Source organism: Litchfieldella anticariensis FP35 = DSM 16096, assembly GCF_000409775.1.
GTDB classification, from domain to species: domain Bacteria; phylum Pseudomonadota; class Gammaproteobacteria; order Pseudomonadales; family Halomonadaceae; genus Litchfieldella; species Litchfieldella anticariensis.
Window position 1 is genome coordinate 145,648 of sequence record NZ_KE332395.1, and the last position, 23,446, is coordinate 169,093.

The window sequence follows — 23,446 nt, forward strand, 5'->3', positions numbered from 1 at the left end:
CGTCCTTCCGGCCGTGTCAGGCAAAGCGCCCCAGCCGGTAAGGCGCCAAGGGCGGCAATGCCGAGTCAGTCGTGTCGTCGTGGAAATGGCGAACCAGGCGCGCGGTGATGGCCGCCTGGGTCAGGCCAAGGTGGTGATGTCCGAAGGCCAGCCATACCCTGCCTTGCGGGCCGACCCGGTCGATGACTGGCAACGAATCGGGCAACGAGGGGCGAAAGCCCATCCAGGGAGTGGCTGATTCGGTATTCAAGGGACGCTGGAACAGCCCTTGCGCCAGGCGTTCGAGCTGCCGGGCGCGCTGCATGTTCGGGGGCCGCTCGAGACCGGCGAACTCCACCGTGCCGGCCAGGCGCAGCCCCTCCGCCATCGGCGTCATGATGAAGCGCCGTTCCAGGGAGGTGACGGCCACCGGCAGACGCTCGGCTTCCCGGGGCAGCATCAGGTGGTAACCGCGCTCGGTGTCCAGCGGTACGCGCTTGCCACACAACCCGGCGACGAACGGGGCGGAGTGGGCACCGGCCGCCACCAGCACCCGCGGCACCACCAACGTGCCCGCGGAGGTTTCGAGGCGAACCCCTTCTTCGTTGGCACTTACCGAATCCACGCGGCAGGTCGAAAAGCGCACGCCCTGCCGCTCGGCTGCGTCATGAAGTGCCAACACCACCTGGTGGGGGTCACTGACATGGCCGGTAGCCGGGAAGAACAGCCCACCTCGCACCCTATCCGTCAGGGCCGGCACGCGGCCTAGCACCGCCTGGCGCGACCACTCCTCCACGGGCACACTTTGTGCTCGCATACGCATGGCCAGCATCGTCAGCGATTCGGCTGACTCGTGGCGCTCATGAATCAGCAGCGAACCCTCTTCCTTGAGCAGTTCTCGCCTACCGATGCTGTCGAGCAATGCCTGCCAGGCCGGCAGGCTGGCTTCGTTCAACGCCCTGATACCCGCAATGCTGGCCTGGTAAGGAGCCGCCCGCATGTTCCACAACAGTTTCACGAACCACGGCATGGCCTTGGGCAAGTAACGCCAGTCCAGTCGCAACGGCCCCAAGGGATCGAGCAACATGCCGGGAATGCGCTTCAGCAAACCGGCATCGGCAATCGGGAAGACCTGCTCGGTAGCCATATGACCGGCATTGCCGTATGAAGCCCCTCGCCCCGGCGCCTGGCGGTCCAGCAACAGGACGCGCATCCCACTGCGTGCCAACTCCAGTGCACAGGCAACCCCAACGATTCCCGCACCGATCACGGCAATATCCGCAGCCGGCCGTTCAGAGGAAGTCGTCATAGTAGGTGTCAGGGGGTCTGTTGAAGCCATCGTCAGGGGCTCTCCATCTCGCGTTCCGTTGATTGTATAAAATATATAATCTATGTTGGCAAGTATCGAAAACCGGCTCCCCGTTAGAATCACCACAAATCAAGAGGACGGCAGGCACATGAAACGAATCCGGGTTATCGACTCGCATACCGGTGGTGAGCCCACTCGCCTGGTACTGGATGGCTTCCCCGACCTGGGGCCAGGCACCATGGCCGAGCGCCTGGCAGTATTGCGCGAGTGGCATGACCCCTGGCGCCGAGCCTGCATGCTGGAACCGCGCGGACACGATGTACTGGTCGGTGCCCTGCTCTGCCCCGCGGAAAGCGAAGGCGCCACCTGCGGCGTGATCTTCTTCAACAACACCGGCTACCTGGGCATGTGCGGCCATGGCACCATCGGCGTGGTGGCGTCACTGGCCTATCTCGGCGAGATCCAGCCCGGCCGGCATCGTATCGATACCCCGGTAGGTACGGTGGAGGCCACGCTGCATGAGGACGGCGACGTGACGGTGCGCAACATACCGGCCTACCGCTATCGGCAAGCCGTGACCCTGGACGTACCGGGCCATGGGCGTGTCGCGGGAGATATCGCCTGGGGCGGGAACTGGTTTTTCCTGATCGGAGAGCATGGCCAGCGTATCGCGCTGGACAACGTGGAGGGCCTGACCGACTACAGCTGGGCGGTGCGTCAGGAGTTGGAAAGGACAGGGGTGGCAGGGGAGGATGGCGGCGTCATCGATCACATCGAACTATTCGCCGACGACCCGCAAGCGGACAGTCGCAACTTCGTTCTGTGCCCGGGTAAGGCCTACGACCGTTCCCCTTGCGGCACCGGCACCAGTGCCAAGCTGGCCTGCCTGGCGGCGGACGGCAAACTGGCACCTGGCCAAGTCTGGCGCCAGGCCAGCATCACCGGCAGCGAGTTCCAGGGATATTACGAAGCCGAGGGTGAGAGGATCCGGCCCTACATTCGTGGCCGTGCGCATATCAGTGCCGAGGCCACACTGGTCATCGACACCGATGACCCCTTCGCCTGGGGAATCGCCGATACCTAAGCCTGGCTCACCAACCACGCCCGGACGCTCCGCCTCGCCTGACCCTCTCAACGTCGCACGAAGGCGGAGCGTACCGTTCCGTCCGCGCTGATCTCGCCCTTGAGATACTGCTCGGTGGTGAGCATGAACAAACGCCGGAACAGCTCATGGATCGCCTCTTCGCGGCGCAGCGTCAATAGCTCCCGATCCTCCTCCGACAACGCCGGATCTTGCCGCGGATATTCCCACGCCAGGCGCACCGCCCCCGATGAAGCATCACAGATCTGCAGCGTGGGGTTGGTACCCTTGAGCCCAGTATTGATTCGATACGGCATGGTGGCCTCCTTGCTTGATAGCTTTCACAAATGACAATAATTATCATTTGCAAAAACACTATAGGAAGGGAAGCGAAAAGTGTCAAAGGGGCAGTGATATCTAGCTCGGTTTTTTCAACTCGCGCCGTAGCTTCTACGCTGAACACACAAGACACACCCACCCCTCCTTCCGAGGGTGAGCCCGAGCAAGGGGGCTACTAGCTACCGAACCCCGACCTACCAAGGTGGCAACATGTCGAAGCAAACACGTATCGAGCCAATCTTCGAAGCCGACGACCTCCATGAAACCATCATCGGCTGGGTCGTGATCGACGAGAGCCAGCCCGATAACGAAGTCGTCGTCTCCGAGCACGAAAGCAGGAAAGAAGCGATCCAGGGCCGCCGAAGCGTTTGAGCAGCGCGAGGATTAGGGCACAGTTCGGGTTCTTACGCGCCAACCCCGCCTACCCACAGACGCCGCCACACCTGTGGGAGCGCACTTCAGTGCGCGATGGAATAAATCGGGATACTCCCTATGCCTGGGGATTACTTCGATACCATTGTTCATTAGGTTTCCATTCGCACAGCCGAGCGGGCTGCAACTCGGCAGCGTTTCTTTCTGAGCTGCCTGTCCGGCAGCGAAGTGCATTCCGCGCATAGACTTGATCGTCTACCGTTTCTGAGCTGCCTGTCCGGCAGCAAAGTAGCCAGGCGGAAATAGCCACCACAGAAACCATTTCTGAGCTGCCTGTCCGGCAGCGAAGAGTCTGACTGGCCGTCGCGCTCAAATAGATCCTTTCTGAGCTGCCTGTCCGGCAGCGAAGTTGTCTTTCTGTGCCGTCGTCAAGTCCGGATTTTTCTGAGCTGCCTGTCCGGCAGCGAACTCCTCCAGTCGCCCACATCTACATCGATCTCATTTCTGAGCTGCCTATCCGGCAGCGAACACCACGGTTGGTTCACACGCGACACCGAGCTATTTCTGAGCTGCCTATCCGGCAGCGAACCACCAATGAGCCCAGGACGTGGGCCCGGCGATTTTCTGAGCTGCCTATCCGGCAGCGAACCTATCTGGACGACAAGGACGTCTATCATTGCCTTTCTGAGCTGCCTATCCGGCAGCGAACGGTATCTTCGGCGTCGGCATCGATGGATATGTTTTCTGAGCTGCCTATCCGGCAGCGAACATGTACTCAAACGCAGCTATCGTCTGTCGGATTTTCTGAGCTGCCTATCCGGCAGCGAACGATCTGGCCGTCGGGTTCGGCCATGTCCCACTTTTCTGAGCTGCCTATCCGGCAGCGAACTGGTAAAGCGTCACCAGGCGTTCAATGCGCACTTTCTGAGCTGCCTATCCGGCAGCGAACATCTATGGCTGGTTCAGAGTGCTGCGCCGGGTTTTCTGAGCTGCCTATCCGGCAGCGAACACCAACGTGGCTCGTGCTGTGCTCTACGGTGCTTTCTGAGCTGCCTATCCGGCAGCGAACGATGCGTTTCGGCTGATGGTGGCTTTGAGGATTTTCTGAGCTGCCTATCCGGCAGCGAACCGCTGGGTGGCCCCTTCCTGCGTCTGGCTCACTTTCTGAGCTGCCTATCCGGCAGCGAACATCAAGGCGGACTCGGATGCGCCACCCCCTGCCTTTCTGAGCTGCCTATCCGGCAGCGAACCGGACGGCGCAGGCCGCGCTTGCGGGCGCTCATTTCTGAGCTGCCTATCCGGCAGCGAACATCCATGACGCACAAGCCGCTGCCGCCAAGCTTTTCTGAGCTGCCTATCCGGCAGCGAACTCGAAGGCGGCTGCGACGTACTCGTCGGACTTTTTCTGAGCTGCCTATCCGGCAGCGAACAAGTAGCCACCTGATGACAGCGGGGGCCTGATTTTCTGAGCTGCCTATCCGGCAGCGAACGCCGTCAAGGAACTCGACCTGGCCATGGCCAATTTCTGAGCTGCCTATCCGGCAGCGAACGAAGGCCACGCTCTTGAGGGCGGTGGTGAGTATTTTCTGAGCTGCCTATCCGGCAGCGAACTGATGGAGCCGCACAACTACGCCGTAACGCGCTTTCTGAGCTGCCTATCCGGCAGCGAACGTGGATGGTGATGCGCCGCTTGAGCATGACGATTTCTGAGCTGCCTATCCGGCAGCGAACATCGCTAGCCTCACCGGCCAGCATGCCTTGGTTTTCTGAGCTGCCTATCCGGCAGCGAACCTTGGCGGCCAGCTCGGAACCCGCTTCTGCCATTTCTGAGCTGCCTATCCGGCAGCGAACCTGGTGAAGGCCGAGAAGAGCAATCGCCGCATTTTCTGAGCTGCCTATCCGGCAGCGAACCCAGGCTAAGGCCAGTTCACGACGTGACGGCATTTCTGAGCTGCCTATCCGGCAGCGAACGAGTTGCTCGACCTGTACCGCGACTTTATCCATTTCTGAGCTGCCTATCCGGCAGCGAACACCATCGGCGATCAAGGGAATCGAATTTGCTTTTTCTGAGCTGCCTATCCGGCAGCGAACATCCCCAGGATGTCGCGCTTGATGGTGTCAATTTTCTGAGCTGCCTATCCGGCAGCGAACAAGGATCAGGCTCAAATCCTGTTTCGCGATGCTTTCTGAGCTGCCTATCCGGCAGCGAACCAGCACACCGACAGTCGGTCAGTGCCGCTGTTTTTCTGAGCTGCCTATCCGGCAGCGAACGCGGCGTACTCGGCCAGCTGCACCTGCAGCATTTTCTGAGCTGCCTATCCGGCAGCGAACCTGGCGGGCAAGCGCAGCCCGGCGCCCAAGGTTTTCTGAGCTGCCTATCCGGCAGCGAACTCGATCAAGCCTTGGCGGACATCGAACAAGATTTTCTGAGCTGCCTATCCGGCAGCGAACAATGCTGCAACAATTCGGCACCATGATTCAACTTTCTGAGCTGCCTATCCGGCAGCGAACCTGTTTTCGGTACGCCGGCTGCGGCACAAACATTTCTGAGCTGCCTATCCGGCAGCGAACATTTTGGCTTACCATTCATAGCTAAGTATCTCATTTCTGAGCTGCCTATCCGGCAGCGAACTTCTAGCGTGCTTGGACAAGACGCGGCTGAAATTTCTGAGCTGCCTATCCGGCAGCGAACTCTAGCGCATTGCCATAAGTATCGCGACAAGTTTTCTGAGCTGCCTATCCGGCAGCGAACTTATCTAGCGTGTATAATTCAGCAGGCGTAAATTTCTGAGCTGCCTATCCGGCAGCGAACTCCAGGTCGAATTGCACATAGCCGCCTGTCTTTTTCTGAGCTGCCTATCCGGCAGCGAACTGCGAACGCCGCTTTCGTCGGCGCTGGCAGCATTTCTGAGCTGCCTATCCGGCAGCGAACAAAGACAGGGGGCGCGGTGCCCCCTGCTGTCATTTCTGAGCTGCCTATCCGGCAGCGAACCAATAATTCGATAAACCACGGTTCTTCACGGTTTTCTGAGCTGCCTATCCGGCAGCGAACTAGAGCCACTAAAAGATAACACTCTGATTGTTAAAGAGCATACCCCCAAAACAGCCACGCCTCCCTTATCAGAGAGGCGTGGCTAACCAGTTGTTTTCACTAGTCTCTTCTTGGGCGAGAAAAAAAGGGTCAGAACCAGGGCACCGTGGCACCGGCACTGAGCCCATAGCGATTGAAGGCTCCATCTACTGGCTCTGCCTGGATTTCCTCATGCTCGATAAAGAGGCTGAAGGTTTCTCCAGTGCTTTGGCTACGTATCCTTGCGAACGGCAGGTTCACTTTGCGTTCAACGCTATCGGGAATGCTTTCCCTCGCCTGTTCTAGTGTCTCCCCATGGCGTCGGGCACGGCGCCGTCGCAACCGCTCCGCATTGGTCTTGAACTGCCGGCGACGCACAGCGCGATGGTGGACATTGGCTGGTACCTCAGAAATATCCGTCATCACTATGTGATCACGCATACCGGTCAGCCAGTGCTGGGCCATGAGCCGATCCAACGCGGCAGCACTGCCGTGCAAGCGCAGCACGTTGCCCAGCGTCCTGGGGCGCAGACCATGCTCAGGAAAGCTGACCCCGATATCGTCGGCACCAAGCGCTACCAATGCTCGATGCAGCTTGCCATATAGCGCTCCCATCAATATGGTTGCCGGAAATTCTGGATCGGGGCGTAGCCTGATATCGATGTAGTAGTTCATGGGCTTACCCCGCATCGCCGAAGACGCCGCCACGAATCAAGGTGGCCATTACGAAGTGCTGCTGCTCGGTCGAGGGCACCTGATCCTTGAGCAACCAATTATCGAGCAGGTTGTAGAAATCCATTTTCTGCTTCGGCTGTCGATAGGCGCTGCCTTGGGTAGTCACCGAGCCGTAGGGCTCGACGGCGATAGGGCCGAGATCGCTACCGTCTTCCGGTGCTGGATACCAAGTGTCGATGGTGCGCAGAGCATTGCCGAGCTTTTGGGAGTGAATGCCCGCAACCTCGTTGACCTGATACAGCGTCTTGCTCTTGTCTCCCCGGCCACGATCCAGGATCAACTCCTGCGAGGGGAATACTTCCTGACCAGCACCAACACGAGCAAAGGCGACCACTTCCAGCAGTACATGCCGTTCTCCACTCAGTCCGTTGGTGATATGGCCTGCAAGCTCTTCCAGGGAAGCTTGGGCATCGCCTGTAGAGGCAAAGTCGCGCAATGAAAGCGAAAATGCGTCGAACGTCCAAGCGCTAACCGCTTGCCCTTTTTCCATGAGGCGCACTTGCACTTCAACCTGTTCGGCACCAACACGGTTACGCCATAGGAATCGACCATTGGCAAGGTTGTAGGCGTAACGCTTCGCCAGTTCATTGAAGCCATAGCCTGAAACATATCCCTTCACGACATCATTGAGCTTGGCTTGATAATCAGCGTTGTTGCAGGCGGAGGGCACGCCTGCGCCACCGAGCACACGTAGCGTGAAACGGGCCATCAGGGTATCGGCACCGCTAGGCAGGGTCGCCACATCGACTGTCTGAAGATTCGGATTCTCAATGGCGGCATCGAGCTTGGCCGGGTCCTGTTCCTTAACCTTGAGGCGGTTGGAGATGGTGCCGCGTACGGACTTTTCACGGACTTCGACGTGCGGCCAGACGTCCGCCTGATCGCGATTCTCCCAATTCCCAGCAAAGAACAGTGCATCGGAAGGATCGAGCTTGCGTTCGAAGGCGAGTACGGAAGCGGTCTTGAGGGTATCGTTTTTGGCCATGATGAAACTCCCTGTCATTACGCGATGGTGTTGGTGGTGCGATAGTCGTTCTGCAAACGGTAGAGGCCGGCATCGAGATCGTTGTCGACGTACCAGAGCAGGTCTTGCGGTCGTTCGAGACGATGAGGGCTGATCCACTGCCCTACGGAGTAGAGACTTTCGACAAAGCGAAAGGGAGTCGAGGTATCGCGACTGTTGGCGACCGTCCCCGGCTCGAAGGTGTCGCTCAAGGCGCCATAACCGATGGGAATCGGCACGATCCAGCCAGGCGGTCGCCGAATTTCCCAATGGATCTCATCATGCGGATTGCCCCCTTCGTCGGTGGTCGCAATGCGCTCGCACTCGTGATTGAGCCGGGAAAGATCCAGCCAGGCATCCAGTGCCGTGGCATCGGGACGATCCTGCTGCATCTCGGAGAGGCGTTGTGCCAGCAAGTCATCACGCAGCACCAAGGCAAATCCTGGCAACCAGCGGCGGCGTAGACGCTTGAACTGAGCATCCCGCTCCTCGTCGCTTTCATCGAGGGGGATCAGTGCTGGGCGTTGGCGGGACGCCTGTCCCGAAAGTGAGGGCATGACACTGCCGCCGGCAATGCGCATCCCTGCCACGATATCAGCCACTGCCTTGGCCGCTGCGTCGCGTGCTTCCTCCGAGCCATGACAGACCTCGCCGCGCACGGCAAAGACCAAGGTGAGCTCCAAGTGAACACGCCCTTCCTCGACAATCGCCGCAGTATCGCCACTCTTATCGATAGGGTTGCGTGTCAGGTGAAAGGCGCGCGTAAAGCCACCTTGCGTAACCTGGGCATCGAAATGGTGGCAAATGACTCCTACACGCTCGAACTCGATATCCAGCGACACAGGAAGTTTTCGCTCCAACGCATGCATCAGACCAACCAAGGCGCTCATGGCCGGGAATCCCCAGGTCATGGGACTGGAAATGGCATTGGCGTTTTGCACACGCAGGTGGGGTAACACCAGCAAGGAGTGGATATCAGGCATGTGGCAGTACCTCCTGCAGGGCATCCAGTTTTTTCTTGAGCTGTGCCATCCAGTAGTGATGCTCTGCGTCACCAACAGGCAACACATCCTGCAACCGGCCGTTCAGCCAATTGGCAAAACGATGCCGGACCTCTTCCACCCACTCTCCCTGCTCGCGTCGCTCGGCAAAAGCTTGATCGTCTTCACCGCGATACGGATCGAGCCATAGCGCTTCTGCCTCGACCAAACGGCATTCGGGCTTGGCACTCCAACCTGGCTCCAGTGGGTGGTACTGACTGGCGAACAGCACCAGTTCATCGATCAGTGCCCATACATACTCATCGCGCCGTTCGCGCGTCTGCACATTGGGACTTGGATCCAACTCGAGCAGCTTGCGAAGTCCTCGAATCAGCCACTGCACTTCTCGGCGCCGACCGAACCTCGGGAAAATCGACTCGGTATGCAGGGGCTCTTTCACCTCGCGTGACTTCCAACTCGGTGGCAGGGAGGCCAGCAAGTAATTATTGCCACCACGCTCGCTATTCAATTGAGATATGTTCTGAGGCTTGGTCCCGCCCAACTTCTGCACAGCGAGTTCGGGATAGTCGTGATAGCCCGTTTCGGACTCTGCATTGTCACGTCGTGCCTGACGCGCCGCCTTGGCCGCCTCACCGAAACGGTCCTCGTTGATGGTCTGAAACACTTGGTGCGCCAGTGATGTGGCATATAGTGGCGCCAGCAGGTGGTAATCGCTGTCCGCAGTCGGATCATCACCAACCAACCAATAGAGCTGCTTGGCCCGTGTGTGCGAGGTCTCACTGCCACGCGGCTCGGTGATGGCGGCAAATGCCTGCATCCATTCCCGAGCCTGCACGGGATCATCGCTCAGGGCAGCGGCCAGCTCGGTGTCGTCCTCCAATACTCGTTCCAACAGCGATTTGCCTTGATGCTCGAGCTTGAGGAACTTGTAGACATCCAACGCCGCGGCATTGCCAACCACATCGCCTTGGAAGTCGGCTGGCAAGACATGGCTGCCGACGGCAACATGCTGGCCCAGCGACTCGGGTGGTGCGTAAAGATTGGTGCCCTTGGCATCGGGGTGAATGGGCTTGAGGGAGTGGGTCACGACCTGGAGTTGGCCAACACGCCGTGCGGCGTCACCGATCCAATTCTCGCGTTGGAACTGCTCGGTCAGCACATCGCGTTTGGGATCGTCGGGAGCGAGCTTCTCGGTCTTGCCCTCGAGTCGTTCCAGAAGGAAGCGCCCGATAAGCGACCGAAGCTCGTTCCGTTCCCTTGAAAGGGGGCGTGTCATAGCAGCTCCTGAGTAATTTCATCCATTGTAGTTTTATTTTTAGGGTTATTAGGGAAAACCAATGACGACAAAAAGAAATATAGTTAGCCTATAGCTCTGCCGCAAGGCAGCTCAGAAAATTGTCGTTTTCCCATTAGGGTGAAAAATTGCTGCCGCACAGGCAGTGGGCCGGTCCAGCACCATCCCTCCTCATTTTTGCTTCGTAAATCCGAGCACCGGGTGGAACCGCCACCCGTTGTCGTTCTTGGGCACCGTCACGGTACCGAACTTCCTGGCACAAGCCTCCAATGGCAAATCCATCTCATCGGCCAGAGCCACCAGCGCATCGACGTAGTCGGTTTGTCCCCAGACCGCGATGCGCTCACCTATCTCCAGATCACAACGTTCGAGCTTCTCCTCGGCGTCGACATACTCCCAATCCCGTCGTTTCTTGCCCTGCCAGATCATCTGTAAACGCCAGTCCTCGCCACTCTCGTCGGGCATCAGCACTAAATCGACCTGCGGCGTGCTCTGCTCGCGAAAGGGAAGCTGCTGTGACATCACTCCGGTCAAGGTGACACGCGGCACGACATACCAGGTATAAGCGCCCAAAGGTGGTACTTCGGACGATGGCCGTAGTTTCCTGCGCTGCCTGGGCGACAGGCTTTCCAGATCGACAGGATCAACTGGGTCGGCCTGAGCATCAGCAGTCTTGGCCACCACCATCCTTTTCTTCAATCGTGCATGTTCAAGATCGACCAAACTGTCGTGAGGCCGCAGCTCCGCCCGCTCGACAATACGTGGCCGCGCATCGATCACCTCAATCTCATCGGGGGTCATCAACTTCGTAAGTGAATGACTGTTTAGCAACCATTCACCCGGCCCCTCGAAGCCGGGTCGACAGAAGGCCGGGGCGTTGGGGCGCTCCACGTGACTCAGGTTGGTGTCGAGCACAATCAGGTTCGGCGAAGTGCATTCCGCTTCCCGGTGACGGCGTATACGGCCAGCCAACTGGATCAACGAACGCATCGAGGATGGCTCGACGATGGCCCAGTCATAGTCATGATCGCGCCCCACTTCCGTGACGGGCGACCCCAGTACGATGAACAGCTGGTCGTCTTCCGGGGAGGTATCGAGACGGCGACGGATATCAGGCAGTTCGAATACGGCCATTTCGTCGCGTCGGTCGAGAGCCTGGTCGAGGCGGCTCTCGATATCAGAGCGCATCAACAGTGGGAATTGGGAGTGATAGACACAAAGATGAATACATTGGCCAACTTCAGCTCCCAACGCATACAACGCACGTGCCACCTCGACGATTGGCTCAATATTGGCCATTCGAATCAGACCAAAGCTCACCCGCTTGCCACTGTGGGGATCGATGCTGTGATGACGGTTATGCAGTGTCTCGGCATAATCTCTAAGCAGGTCAGCCAACCCCTGGCAGATCACTTCTCTCCGCTTGCCAGCGAGATTAGACAGCGGCATCAGTTCAGCACGTCGACGTACCACGGCTTTGGCAAGCCGTTCATGGCGTTTATTGGCAAACGCCCGATGCGCTTCCGCGAAGGTTTCTGTCGTCCCACACTCGTTGTGCTGACGGTCATGCTCGTCGAACCAGGCACAGCAAATCTCCACTGGTCGCCCGGGTTCGCCACGATTGTTTTGATACTGCGCCCGGCCATCCTGATAGGCATCGAACAGCCCCTGGAGCAGTGCAGGTGGCAAGGTCGCCGAGGAGAGCAGCACGCGTGAGCCTAACATCCCGGCCCAGTGCACCAGTCGGGTCAACGCTGGAAGGTCGTTAATATCGAAATCGTCTATTTCATCCAAAACCAGATCGCTACTCATCAAGCGCAGCATAGGAGCGATCTGGCGCCCACCGCGCAGACCTTCCGTCGCGGGAACCAGATGATCGACAGTACATACCAGAATTGGCGCGGAGATCAGCGACTTGACGCTTGGGTCGTCATTGAGGCGGCGCAGCACCGGATGGCCATCGAAATTGCCATCGAAGGTGACGTGGGAATCTTCCTCGATCAGCCTTTGCATGGAAGCGGAGCCGCTTTGCTCGGCCTCGCTCTGGTGGTGCTCGAACAAGGCTCGGCTGGCACTGCCGCCCACACGAATCGCCAGTTCGTCTTCGCCGAGGGAAAGACGCTCCCGATAGGCCTGCCCCGTTTGCAGGGTGAGAGTTCGCAGCCCCAGTGCTATGGAGAAGCGGGCCCCTTGATCGGGATTGGCCAGGGCATACAGGATTCGGCCATTGGCCAGCGTCTTCCCGCAGCCGGTCGAGGCCATATTGATGCCAAAGAAGCCTTGCTGTCGGGATCGCTCACGCAAGCCCGAGGCAAGATCGAATGCCTTGTCCTGCCAGCGGAAGCGCGGGTGATCGCTGCGTTTGCGAAATCCTTTGTGACGGGCGATGCGAGGCAGGTTCCGCTCCATACTCGGCAGCGAGCGGCTGATCGCCGCGCTGTGCTTTTCCACACCGAGCAAGTGTTCGTCCAACGGCTGGATACATTCACCGGTCTTGCGGTCGGTGTTGGCGTATAGGGGGTAATCCAGCTCGCCTCTCACCCGCTTGCCGGGCTCGGTCAAACTGGAGTAGTGATGGTCGGCCAGCATCAATGTCAGGCGAGCCAAGTGCATTAGGTAAAGGTTGTCCAACCATTTCCCTTCGCTGCCTTTGGTACGGGACAACAGCCGCTCAGCCAAGTGACTTGCTCGCGCCCGCCACTTCGCCGTAGTAACAGGCAAACCATGAGGGAACGACCAGTAGGGCTCGATCCGCTTCCTGTCGTCGGTAGTGCAGATTTCATTCCAGCCCGCCGTGATATCGCCGGGAAGGTCTCTCAGCCTGGAGGCTTGAAACCCTGACACTCTGCCACCCAACTTAGGTCGGCCACTATCATCTAGCGAACCACTCGGCATGAGCGGCAATCGATGATGCGACAGGATCAGCCATCCGATGGCGGCCGCCAATGGCGGAAGATGCTTGAACGGCTGGGCATCGAAGGCGTTCAGGCCATCGCACTGCAGGCGGTTCACCCATGTCGCCGTATCGGTTTCAGTGGGTTCCATCAACCGCTTGAGCCAGGTTGCGTCATCATCCTCGCCAATAAAGGCCTGAAACAAGCGGAGGGATACCCACTCATGCCGATACAGGTTGCGCTCTTGAGGGCCTTTGCCCTGCAGCCGCAGTTGGAAGGCTTCAATGGCTTTGCCCAGGTCATGCATCAAGGCAGCAAGCCCTGCCAGCAGCGTGATGTCCTCGCCACAGTGCCAGTCGTTCTCGTCTTCGCGACGTAGAATATCTTGCGAGGTCGTGTTGGTGGGTACCGCTCCACGTACATTGAAGCGGCTGGCATCGCCAACGATCCACACCAGCTCGCTATGATCGCGCCCACGTATCCAGTGACAGGCCACGGCAGTGTTCTTGCGCGCCGATTTGCGCAACAGGCGCCTCAGCGTATCGAGTCCTGCCTGGGTGATCGGCGTCTGCCAGGTCCGCTCCCCTCGACGCTCGGCGAACTGATCCAGGATGCGCCTGGTTTCCTTGAGCGCATTCTTGCTGCACTGGGAAACGATCAGCACATTCATGACGAGACGCCTCCAAGGTCGGCGGCGATGTCCTTGATGGTATCGATCATGAAATCGAGTGATTCAGTACGCGTCAGGCTCTCGATGCAGGCTTGTCGAAACTCCTGCTCCTCGTCGCCATTCATGGCCGAGATGAAGGCCTGAGGAAGAATGACGGCATCCTTGACGAGATCCGCCACATCGAACACCAGGCCTCCGCGTCGGGTCTTGCCGTGAAGCACCGCCAAGCCATGCGGAATGCCTAGTACCCAGGTCGCCGTCGCTCCCAAGCCATAGGCCAGGTAATTGCCATGGTCGAGAAAGCGGTTGGCCGGATCAGTGCCGCTACCGCGCTTGGCACGAGTGAACTCACCATAGTTCACGGCACGAGTGGCGAGCTTGAAGAGCGTTTTGGTCAACCTCGCCTCTTCCGTGAGCAGATCGGTCGTGCTGGGGGCTTGCGCAATGGACTCGCGGCTACGGTTCAGCACGCTTTGGAGTTCTGATGGTGAAATGTCGAACCCAGCATCCTTTAGTGGGCGACTGTTGGGCCAGTGCGCCTCGATACGTTTGAGGCGTGCCAGTTGAACCATCTTGGCTGCCTCCAAGCGTCGATCGTCGTCGAACCAGAAACGCACCCAATATTGCAGGTATTCGGTGGGCCGGTATTCACTCTGCGGGCTCAACCAGGCGACGTCGACATCGACTTCGTTGGCTGAAAACAATGGCGTACCACCACCGCCACAAAACCCCACCAGAACGCCAGCCTTGGCAAGTTCACGCATTGCCGCCTGAGTGATCGAGGTACCTGTGCCCAGCAGTAGCGAAGTCGTGTTGGCTATCGGGATATTCCAGTATTTCGATTGTCGGCCCTCGTCGGTGACATACTCGACACGACCTCCATTCACCAAGACCCGGCAATGCTGAAGGTAGTAGAGGTTGGCACGCTTCGAATGAAGAATCGTTTTGAGGTCGGAAGGAGAGAAGTCATCCATATGGCGTCTCTGCTGGCGCTTTTATTTATTTCTCATAACCATCTAAGCACCCCTCCCACCCCTTTACCACTGATGTACATCAAACCAGGGTACTATTCATCCCGGTCGCTTTTTTCGGCACACTCCTGACATCAAAGGCTTAGATACGGAGGTCCTATGCCAACCGCCTCGCCACTGCCATGGGACACATTGGCCCGCTATCGATTGATCGAAATTCTGGCGTTATGGGAGGGACAAATCGCGTCTTCCCAGCTTGGCAAGGCGTTCGGGATTGGGCGACAACAGTCACAGAAGATACTGCGACAATATCGTGATTTATTTCCTCATAACTTGATCTACGATGAGTCGCGCAAAGGGTTTCTTCCGGGTACGAATTTCCAAGCCAAATTCACCCAGGGCAAGGTGGAGGAATACCTGCATTTGCTGGGGTCTCACCTGGGGTTGGATTCACCCTTCGCCGGGCTGGGCCTGGGCACGGCGGATACCGAATCGCTGCCACTGCCTAGCCGCAAGGTGCCGCCCCGGGTGGTGCGCGAGCTAGTCAAGGCGTCACGCCAAGGGCTACGCCTGGAAGTCACTTACGCGTCGTTCACTAGCCCTGAGGGTGAGGATCGCATCATCGTGCCGCACACCCTGGTGTTCGCCGCTGGGCGCTGGCATGTACGGGCTTTCTGCGAAAAGCATCGCGATTACCGCGATTTTGTGCTCAGCCGCTTTCGCGACATGCCGGAGCCAACAGGCCCAATGCTGGGGAAGCACGATGCCGAGCACGACCGTGAGTGGCAGACCATGGTGGAGGTGCGTTTGATCCCCGACCGGCGCCTGCCCGAAACCGAGCAGTGCCTGATCATGGTCGATTACGGTATGACGGAAGGAGAGCTGGTACTGAACTGCCGCGGCCCACTGGTGTTATACGCATTGCGCGAACTGGGCGTGAACCCCAACCATTCGGAACCCGATCCACGCGCCCAGCAGATCCAGGTTGCCAATGCTGCGGAGTTGAAACGCTGGATCCGCTGGGATTAGTAGATCGGATTAATAGCTAACCGCCGTATAAGAGTGAGCATACTGACGGCAGGCTTGTGCTATGCGCGTCAGTATATACACCAGCGGTCGATCGCTAGTCCCATTGATACGGAATATCTCACCTTCCAAGCGGGCTCCCTGTTCGAGCATGCGATGCAGCATGTCGAGATGCCCACGCGGTGCATAGCCAAGCTTCCGGCCGTGACACTCAACGCGAATCGCTTGTGAGTCGTAGGCGTTCCCAGGCTCTGGAAAGAAGCGGATGGAATCCCCCTCTTTGAGCTCTCCCACCTCGACCTGAGACTCATGCCGGAACCCGGCCACTTCCAGCAGCACCTCGAATATTTCGGGTGGCTCGTCGAAGGGGTGAACCAGTTCGAAGCCGTCGTTGGGCAACTTGGCTCCACTGTAACCCAGCAAGGCAAAGTCGCTGACCTCAGCATCCGCCGGAATGGCGCGAAGTTCCAAGTAGCGGCTGAAGTCGCGACGGCTGCGCGGCGGCAGGCGCCGCATAAAGGCTTCCATGACCTGATGTTGGTGCTCTGCCTGCTCCAAACGAAAGGCTGGATAGCCTTGGAAGCCCATTTCCATGGCCTCGGCCATCTCTGACCCATCCAGGTCATACTTGAGCACTACCTGATCTCCCCGCTTCACCAGTTGGCCCACGCGGTAGCGAGAGCGGTTCTTGCTCTCACGGGCCTGCCAGTAGAGTAGCAGCCGACGTGGTTCCACCAGGTGTTCGATAAAGCGGTTCATGTCAGTTCTCCAGAGCCTGTAGCAGGCGCGCTCTCCTCGTCTGGGTCAGGAAGGCAACAAATTCAGCGCGACTTTGTGTGAATGGGGCTGGCATATCGAAACGGACAAGGTTCAGCAGCATGGCCTCCAGCGCGTCTTCATGCCACTGGCTCAACCGCTCTATCAGTATCGGCCGAACTTCCGGGTAGTGCTCACAATACCGTACGACGCCCTCTATTAGTGGCAGGCGTCGAGGATCCCCCTTTATCCAACGCATCTGATGCTCGCCCCTTCGCAGATAGGCATTGAGCTCATTGGGGTCGCGCATCATGCGCTGCATTTTCCTCGGCTGCAACTCATGACCCAGGCTGGTGCCGTTATCGTAGTATGGCGTGAAGCGGGCCGTTAAACCATCGTCACTCCAGATCAAGCCCCAGTTTTCCTGATGCCGATCAGTGTTACCGATCAGGGCATCGAAGCAGAGGCAGAGGCCCCAATAGGTTTTCCAATCGTGAGAGAGCCTGCCTTCACGTGCCAACGCCCTGCTCAGAATGACGATGGTGGACAAGCTGTGATCCCGCCCTTTGTTGCGGTCATACCCGGGGATCAGACGCTGCATGTAGTCCCCGCCAGGGAAATAGCGCTCGTCCTCACTATCCGGATAACCCATGAACCACTCGTTGACGGTGCCCGGCTCATCCATGGACGAGTCGATGGCAACGAACACAGGCGGTAGCGTCAACCCCATGAGGCGACCGATGCGAAAGGCTATCACTTCCGCCCAATACTGATCAGGGTGCCTTGGTTGGCCTGGGTTCTTGGCGCTCTTGATCGCCTCCTTGAACAGGTAGCGATGACCAGGAAGACAGAATTTGAAGGGTGGAGACTCGGGGCAGACTCGTAGCGTCTTATCCCTGGCGCCTTCCGGGAAGACATCATAGTTCTCATATACCGGCCAATCAGCGATATCGATAATCTGGTCAGGAGCTTGTTCGATATCCTCGCGATCAATCATGGCGCTATCCCTAGCTTGAGACGGACAGCCCCCTCATCTGAGTCACCACAAGACACGGAGCCACACGATACATTAGCGTAACCTTCCCTGCCCCTTGGTGAAATAGGCTACTAATTCCAGAGAAAACGAGCCTCCCTCTTCCTCAAGCATCCTCTTCACGTTCCAGGTCGGTATACAGGCTGTCCAGTTCCTTGGAGGTTGGTTCTTGTTCGCCGGTGAAGTGGCGGTAGTCTTCTAACGACAACAGCACCACATGACGGCCATTCTTGCGGGTGATGATGAGCGGTTCGTGACGTTTGCAGACGTCATCGCACAAGTGTTCGAGGTTACGGCGGGCCTTGGAGAGGGTCGTGACATCGGTAGCCATGACGCATACCTCCTATGGCTGTTGCTATATAGTCTAGGTCTGCCAACGGAAGGGGACTAACCTGACCTCGCTCATACGAAACGATGAATGACGCCTCAAGTCAGCCCTGTCGCCGCCTAGCGGCGACAGGGCAAACACCCGGAAGAATCAGCGCGGTTGAGCCGATTGGGTCGCGGCCAGTTCGCGTTGCATCATGCGGTCGCTGAAGGCTACGCCATAGCGTGCGCGGGCCCAGGCGTACATCGCCAGGCCAAGCAGCATCCAGCCGGCGAAGATCGCCCATTCCACCGCAGACAGTGCCGATGGGCTGCCCGGCAGGTAGAGCGCCATCATGCCCAGTGAAAGGATCACGGCCACTACGCCGACTGGCGTGCCGTAAGGCACCTTGAAGGGGCGCGGCATTTGCGGCTCGCGCTGGCGCAGTACCAGGAACGAAAACGCCACGAACAGGTAGGCCACCACGATGCCGAGCCCACCGGCCACTACCAGCCACACCAGCGCCGGGCGCCCCAGGAAAGGAGCGAGACACGACAGGATCCCCATCAGGAAGACGGCATTGGTGGGTGTCTTGTGGCGCGGATGCAGCTTCCCGAGGAAGGCCGGCAGCATGCCGGAATGCGCCAAGGCGTAGATGGCGCGTGAGCCGCCGACATAGAAGGCATTCCAGCTCGTCACAATGCCTGCGATTCCCGCCAATACCATCAGGTTACCGGCCCAGGGCGCCTGGAATACCGCCTGCATGGCATCCGGCACCGCCAGCGAACTCTCGCCGAGTGCTTGCGGATCCAGCATCAGGGAGGTGCCGAGAATGATCAGCGAATACCAGAATACAGCCAGGATCACCGACACCATCAGGACCTTGCCGATCTCCCGGAATGGCAGGTCGATTTCCTCGGCCGCCTGGGGAATGACGTCGAACCCGACGAACATGAAGGGCACCATGATCATGACCGTCATGATGCCACCCATGACGCCCTCGGTAGTGTTGAACAGCGGCTCCATGGTCGCCCGCTCACCTTCGAACAGGGAACCGGTGATGAACATGATACCGACCACCAGGATCAGTAAGGTGACGACTTTCTGCACCAGCGCCACCGTGCGGATGCCGACGTAGTTGATCCACGTCATCAGCAGTGAGCCTAGCACCCCGACGGCGACCCAGGTGGCGTTCACGTCCCAGCCGGCAATGGTCCACAGGTAGCCCATGGAATACCCCGGGAACAGGTGCTCGACCACGGTCGGCAGTGCGACGGCTTCGAAGGCCACGACGCTCACGTAGCCCAGCGCGATCGCCCAGGTGCATAGAAAGGAAGAAAAGTGACCGAGAGCGCGGTAGCTGTAGACGTGCTCTCCTCCGACTTGGGGCATGGCCGAAGCCAGTTCTGCGTAGGTGAGCCCCACCAGTACGATGGCGATGCCGCCGATCACGAAGGCCGTGATGGCGCCCAGGCTGCCCGCCGACTGTATCCAACTGCCGGTCATGACGATCCAGCCCCAACCGATCATGGCGCCGAACGCCAAAGCGAGCACATCTTTGCGTGCGAGCACTCGCGAGAGTTGCCCACCGTTAGACACATCCGTTGTCATGTCATCTGCCTCACTGTTTGTTTGAATTGGTCTGCTCGAGAACTCAACCATCGGTGCTGATTAGTAATTTTTATCAACACTCGAGCAATATAATTGACGCCAGAAGCGGCAACAAGCTCTCCGCCGAAATAGCTGACACGATACAGCCATGCATTAACCACCTGGGCCGGGCGAGCCGCCAATGCTACCTTTACGACATTCCGCTCAACCGCGATGGAGCCGCCATGACCCGCTTCCGTTTTCTCTTGCCTGCCCTGCTCGCCAGCCTGACGCTGATCGTTTCTCCTTTTGCCATGGCCCAATCGGCTGAGCGGGAGTGGGATGCCTATCGCGACGCGCTGGAACGTGGCGAGCGCCAGGCCAACTATTGGCAATACGGTTGGACGGGGTTCTATGCCACCACGTTGGCGGTCAATGCCTATCAGGCCAGCGAAGCGAGCGATAGCAACGACCGCTTCGATGCTCGCGTAGGGGCGGTGAAGTCGGCGCTGGCACTGGGTGGGATGTTTTTCGATCGCCAGCCACACCCCGAGGCACGACGCGAACTGGAACGGCTATACGCCGAGGACGACCTGGCCCTTGCCCGGGCACTGATCGAGCAAACGGCGGCGGTAGAGCGCGAGCGGCGTAGCTGGCGAGCACGCGTGGGATCACTGATCGTGAATACCGCTGGCGGTCTGGTGATCGGTATCGGCGATGACCGCCCCAGCGACGGGGCCATCAGTTTCGCTACCGGTATGCTGATCAATGAGCTACAGATCTGGACCCAGCCCCGCCAGGCCGGCGTGGCCTTGAATAACTTCCAGCCGGCGCGCCTGTCGATGGGCGAGATGCACTTCGATTATGAATATGCATTCGTGGTCGCCCCCAATCAGGTAGGCATGCATATCCGCTATTAACGCCCTTTTTCCGATCCAGCCTGGCCACTATCATGGGTGGCCATTCAGGGACCGGCATGCTTCGTCGAGATGAGGCATGAGTCCGACGTTTTTCGTCTGGTCTTCGCACATATTGTTATGTTATAACTTTCTTCGCTCGTTTCGAGGTTTCGTCATGGCTCATCGTCACCATCACCGGCCGGAAGGTCCTTGTCATTTCTCCTTGATGTCGCTGGCAGCCGGCCGGCGGCTGTTGCTGGCGGCCGTGCCTCTGGCCGGGCTATGGCTGGCAGTGTCGTGGGCCGCGGGGTGGTGGAACTGATGCGACTGCGCCTCAAGGATCTGCACTTGGCCCAGGCTGGGCGCACGGTGCTGGAGAACCTCAACGGCACCTTCGAAGAAGGCGCCGTCACGGCGTTGGTGGGTGCCAACGGCGCCGGCAAGAGCACACTGATCCAAGCCATCATGGGCGAGCTCAAGCCGACCGGTGGCGCGATCGAATGTGACGTACCCAAGGAGCGCCGCGCCTGGCTGCCCCAGCAGTTGGCGCTGGACCTGACCTTCCCGATGAGCGTGGAAGAGCTGATCATGACCGGCACCTGGCCAAGCCATGGTGCCCTGCTGGGCTATTGCGGGCCGCATTATCGCAAGGCACGCGATGTCATGGCGCGCCTGGGCATCTCTCATCTCGCCCACCGCCCGCTGGGTGAGCTGTCCGGCGGCCAGCGCCAGCGTGCCCTGCTGGGCCGCACCCTGATGCAGGAAGCCGAGCTGCTGCTGCTCGACGAGCCCTTCGCCAACGTCGATATCGAAACCGTCGAGGTGCTGGCCAAGGTACTGCGCGACATGGCCAATCAAGGCACCACTATCATCGTGGTGGTTCACGACCTCGAGCAGCTTGCACGGCTGGCCGATTGCGTGCTGGTACTGGCCGGCGGCCACGGCCAGTGGACGACTCCCCAAGCCATCCTCGAACGGCACCATGGCGGCGACCAACGCCACCATCATGCGCCGATCCTGCCATTCGACCTGCAGAACCTATCGTGATGATCGAGCTTTTCAACAACTGGTTTATCGTGCCCTTCGACTACGGTTTCATGCAGCGTGCTGCGGTCGCCGGCCTGGCACTGTCCCTGGCCGCTCCGCCGCTCGGCGTGTTCCTGATGCTGCGCGGTATGAGCTTGATCGGCGATGCCATGGCCCACGCCATCTTGCCCGGAGTTGCCTTGGGCTTTTTGCTGGCGGGTTTCTCGCTGCCGGTCATGAGCCTGGGTGGCATCCTGTCGGGGCTGTTGGTGGCTGGGCTGGCCGGCAGCGTGTCGCAGATGACCGGCCACCGCGAAGATGCGGCCATGGCCAGTTTCTTCCTGATTTCATTGGCTGCCGGCGTGATGTTGGTCTCGCTGGGCGGCAGCAGCGTCGACCTCACCCATGTGCTGTTTGGTTCGATCCTGGCCGTCAACACCACGGCCTTGTTACTGATCGCCGCTATCAGTAGTGCCATCGTGCTGGCATTGGCACTGATGTTCCGGGCCCTGGTAGTGGAATGCCTGGACCCGTTGTTCCTGCGTGGCCAGGGGGTACGGCATGGGCTGATACATGGCTTGTTCCTGGCCTTGGTGGTGCTCAACCTGACCGCCGGCTTCCAAACCCTGGGCACCTTGATGGCAGTTGGGCTGATGATGCTTCCGGCCACCACCGCGCGCTTCTGGAGCAAGCGCCTGGAAGGGCTGATGGGCATTGCCGTGCTGTGGGCCATGGTCGCCAGTACCGGCGGGCTGCTGCTTTCCTATCACCTGTCACTGCCATCCGGTCCCAGCATCATCATGCTGGCCGGCATCGGCTACGTATTCTCGGCGCTGCTGGGCCGCTACAACAGCCTGCGAGCCAGGCTGTACCGGCACGCCACTCCCCTGGAAACCGGGGAAACCGCCTGATATCACCCCACCGCTATCGACGAGGAGTGTCACATGCACAAACCGCTTGCCTTCAGGATCCTGCTGGGCACCGCCGGGGCCTTCGCCCTGTCACCGGCTTACGCCGAGGAGCCCATCGATGTCGTCGCCAGCTTCAGCATCCTGGCCGACATGGTCGAACAGGTGGGCGGTAACCATGTCGCGGTGACGTCACTGGTGGGGCCGGATAGCGACACCCATGTGTTCTCGCCCAGCCCCACCCACGCCCGCGCCCTGACCGAAGCCGACCTGGTGGTGTTCAACGGCTTGCAGTTCGAGGGGTGGATGGAGCGCCTGATCGATTCCAGCGACTACGATGGCCCGTTGGTGATGTCCACCGAAGGCATCGATACCCTGGCCTATCACGGCCATGCCCACGAGCATGATGAGCACGGACATGATGGCCACGAGGAGGACGCTCATGGGCATGATGATCACGACGACCATGCCGAGCAGGAGGGCGACGAACATGGCCATGGTGATCGAGATCCGCATGCCTGGCAGAACCTTGCCTTGAGCGAGGTCTACGTCACCAATATCCGCGATGGTTTGATCGAAGCCGACCCGGACAATGCCGACGTCTATCGCCTCAATGCCGAACGTTATATCCAGGAGATCGAAACCGCCAACGCGAAAATCCACTCCATGTTGAGCGAGATTCCGGATGATACCGCCGTGGTGACAGGCCATGACTCGTTTGGCTATTTCGCCAACGCCTATGGAATACGTTTTCTCTCGCCAGCAGGGCTTTCCACCGAGGTCGACCCTTCGGCAGCGGATATGGCACAACTGATCGATGTGATTCGCGATCAGGATATCAAGGCCCTGTTCCACGAAAGCATGACCAACCCCACCACCATCGATCAGTTGGCCGAGGAAACCGGCGTGCCCATTGCCGGCACCCTGTATGCCGACGCCTTGGCAAGCGAAGGCGATGCCAGCACCTACCTCGGCATGATGCACCACAACGCCAACGTCCTGTATGAGGCCCTGGCCGAACCAGGTCACGACGACGGTGAGCGGGAACACAGTCACGATGACGACCATGATCATGACCACGACGATGATGACCACGGTCATAGCCACTGATTGACCGCTTATTGGCTGGATTGGGCGCCACCTTCGGATGGCGCCTTTTTTATGGGAACATGGCGGGTTTATG

Annotated in this window: 19 protein-coding genes and 1 CRISPR repeat array; of the genes, 7 read left to right on the forward strand and 12 right to left on the reverse strand. The window is 59.1% G+C overall.

Features of this window, described 5'->3' with window-relative positions; translation table 11 throughout:
• Positions 1-16: 16 nt before the first annotated feature.
• Positions 17-1,288 (reverse strand): NAD(P)/FAD-dependent oxidoreductase, encoded by a 1,272-nt coding sequence (locus L861_RS21930; protein ID WP_016418859.1) that lies wholly within the window; start codon positions 1,286-1,288, stop codon positions 17-19.
• Positions 1,289-1,436: 148 nt separating this feature from the next.
• Between L861_RS21930 and L861_RS21935 the strand changes: the two genes are divergently transcribed.
• A complete protein-coding gene (locus tag L861_RS21935; RefSeq protein WP_016418860.1) occupies positions 1,437-2,372 on the forward strand; it encodes a 4-hydroxyproline epimerase in 936 nt (311 codons plus the stop codon).
• 47 nt (positions 2,373-2,419) lie between these two features.
• On the opposite strand, the gene L861_RS21940 is transcribed toward L861_RS21935, so the two are convergent.
• Positions 2,420-2,686, reverse strand: coding sequence for a hypothetical protein (locus L861_RS21940; RefSeq protein WP_016418861.1), 267 nt, complete (start codon positions 2,684-2,686; stop codon positions 2,420-2,422).
• A 232-nt stretch (positions 2,687-2,918) separates the two neighbouring features.
• Here L861_RS21940 and L861_RS24840 point away from each other — a divergent pair, with 232 nt between their 5' ends.
• On the forward strand, positions 2,919-3,080 hold the full coding sequence (locus L861_RS24840; protein WP_016418862.1) for a hypothetical protein: 162 nt from the start codon (positions 2,919-2,921) through the stop codon (positions 3,078-3,080).
• Positions 3,081-3,281: 201 nt separating this feature from the next.
• A CRISPR array of direct repeats spans positions 3,282-6,132; the repeat unit is 28 nt; unit sequence TTTCTGAGCTGCCTATCCGGCAGCGAAC.
• 129 nt (positions 6,133-6,261) lie between these two features.
• On the opposite strand, the gene cas6f is transcribed toward L861_RS24840, so the two are convergent.
• From cas6f to cas1f, 6 genes are all read right to left on the reverse strand, one after another.
• Positions 6,262-6,825, reverse strand: coding sequence for a type I-F CRISPR-associated endoribonuclease Cas6/Csy4 (cas6f, locus tag L861_RS21945; RefSeq protein WP_016418863.1), 564 nt, complete (start codon positions 6,823-6,825; stop codon positions 6,262-6,264).
• A gap of 4 nt (positions 6,826-6,829) precedes the next feature.
• Positions 6,830-7,870: a type I-F CRISPR-associated protein Csy3 gene (csy3, locus tag L861_RS21950; RefSeq protein WP_016418864.1), complete on the reverse strand. Its 1,041-nt coding sequence runs from the start codon at positions 7,868-7,870 to the stop codon at positions 6,830-6,832.
• A gap of 17 nt (positions 7,871-7,887) precedes the next feature.
• Positions 7,888-8,871: a type I-F CRISPR-associated protein Csy2 gene (csy2, locus tag L861_RS21955; RefSeq protein WP_016418865.1), complete on the reverse strand. Its 984-nt coding sequence runs from the start codon at positions 8,869-8,871 to the stop codon at positions 7,888-7,890.
• Positions 8,864-10,165 (reverse strand): type I-F CRISPR-associated protein Csy1, encoded by a 1,302-nt coding sequence (csy1, locus tag L861_RS21960; protein WP_016418866.1) that lies wholly within the window; start codon positions 10,163-10,165, stop codon positions 8,864-8,866. The genes csy2 and csy1 overlap by 8 nt, the downstream gene beginning before the upstream one ends.
• Positions 10,166-10,354: 189 nt before the next feature.
• The gene (cas3f, locus tag L861_RS21965) at positions 10,355-13,747 is read right to left on the reverse strand and encodes a type I-F CRISPR-associated helicase Cas3f (RefSeq protein WP_016418867.1); all 3,393 of its coding nucleotides are present in this window, start codon (positions 13,745-13,747) and stop codon (positions 10,355-10,357) included.
• Positions 13,744-14,721, reverse strand: coding sequence for a type I-F CRISPR-associated endonuclease Cas1f (gene cas1f / locus L861_RS21970; protein WP_016418868.1), 978 nt, complete (start codon positions 14,719-14,721; stop codon positions 13,744-13,746). The genes cas3f and cas1f overlap by 4 nt, the downstream gene beginning before the upstream one ends.
• A gap of 156 nt (positions 14,722-14,877) precedes the next feature.
• Between cas1f and L861_RS21975 the strand changes: the two genes are divergently transcribed.
• A complete protein-coding gene (locus tag L861_RS21975) occupies positions 14,878-15,747 on the forward strand; it encodes a WYL domain-containing protein (protein WP_016418869.1) in 870 nt (289 codons plus the stop codon).
• Positions 15,748-15,756: 9 nt separating this feature from the next.
• Here the strand turns inward: L861_RS21975 and L861_RS21980 are convergent, their stop codons facing one another.
• The 4 genes from L861_RS21980 to L861_RS21995 form a co-directional block, all read right to left on the reverse strand.
• Positions 15,757-16,503: an HIRAN domain-containing protein gene (locus tag L861_RS21980; protein ID WP_016418870.1), complete on the reverse strand. Its 747-nt coding sequence runs from the start codon at positions 16,501-16,503 to the stop codon at positions 15,757-15,759.
• Position 16,504: 1 nt separating this feature from the next.
• Positions 16,505-17,497, reverse strand: coding sequence for a HipA domain-containing protein (locus L861_RS21985; protein WP_016418871.1), 993 nt, complete (start codon positions 17,495-17,497; stop codon positions 16,505-16,507).
• A 142-nt stretch (positions 17,498-17,639) separates the two neighbouring features.
• Positions 17,640-17,864, reverse strand: coding sequence for a type II toxin-antitoxin system Phd/YefM family antitoxin (locus L861_RS23860; protein ID WP_016418872.1), 225 nt, complete (start codon positions 17,862-17,864; stop codon positions 17,640-17,642).
• A 147-nt stretch (positions 17,865-18,011) separates the two neighbouring features.
• The gene (locus tag L861_RS21995) at positions 18,012-19,451 is read right to left on the reverse strand and encodes an APC family permease (RefSeq protein ID WP_016418873.1); all 1,440 of its coding nucleotides are present in this window, start codon (positions 19,449-19,451) and stop codon (positions 18,012-18,014) included.
• A gap of 224 nt (positions 19,452-19,675) precedes the next feature.
• Between L861_RS21995 and L861_RS22000 the strand changes: the two genes are divergently transcribed.
• The 4 genes from L861_RS22000 to L861_RS22015 all read left to right on the forward strand — a co-directional run bounded on the left by L861_RS22000 (position 19,676) and on the right by L861_RS22015 (position 23,373).
• Entirely contained in the window at positions 19,676-20,350 is a 675-nt protein-coding gene (locus L861_RS22000; protein ID WP_016418874.1) for a hypothetical protein, read from the forward strand.
• Positions 20,351-20,611: 261 nt separating this feature from the next.
• Positions 20,612-21,376: a metal ABC transporter ATP-binding protein gene (locus L861_RS22005; protein ID WP_016418875.1), complete on the forward strand. Its 765-nt coding sequence runs from the start codon at positions 20,612-20,614 to the stop codon at positions 21,374-21,376.
• On the forward strand, positions 21,376-22,266 hold the full coding sequence (locus L861_RS22010) for a metal ABC transporter permease (protein WP_016418876.1): 891 nt from the start codon (positions 21,376-21,378) through the stop codon (positions 22,264-22,266). Before L861_RS22005 ends, L861_RS22010 begins: the two co-directional genes overlap by 1 nt.
• Positions 22,267-22,299: 33 nt before the next feature.
• Complete coding sequence (locus L861_RS22015; protein WP_016418877.1) at positions 22,300-23,373, forward strand: metal ABC transporter solute-binding protein, Zn/Mn family; 1,074 nt, start codon at positions 22,300-22,302, stop codon at positions 23,371-23,373.
• The last annotated feature ends 73 nt before the right edge of the window (positions 23,374-23,446 follow it).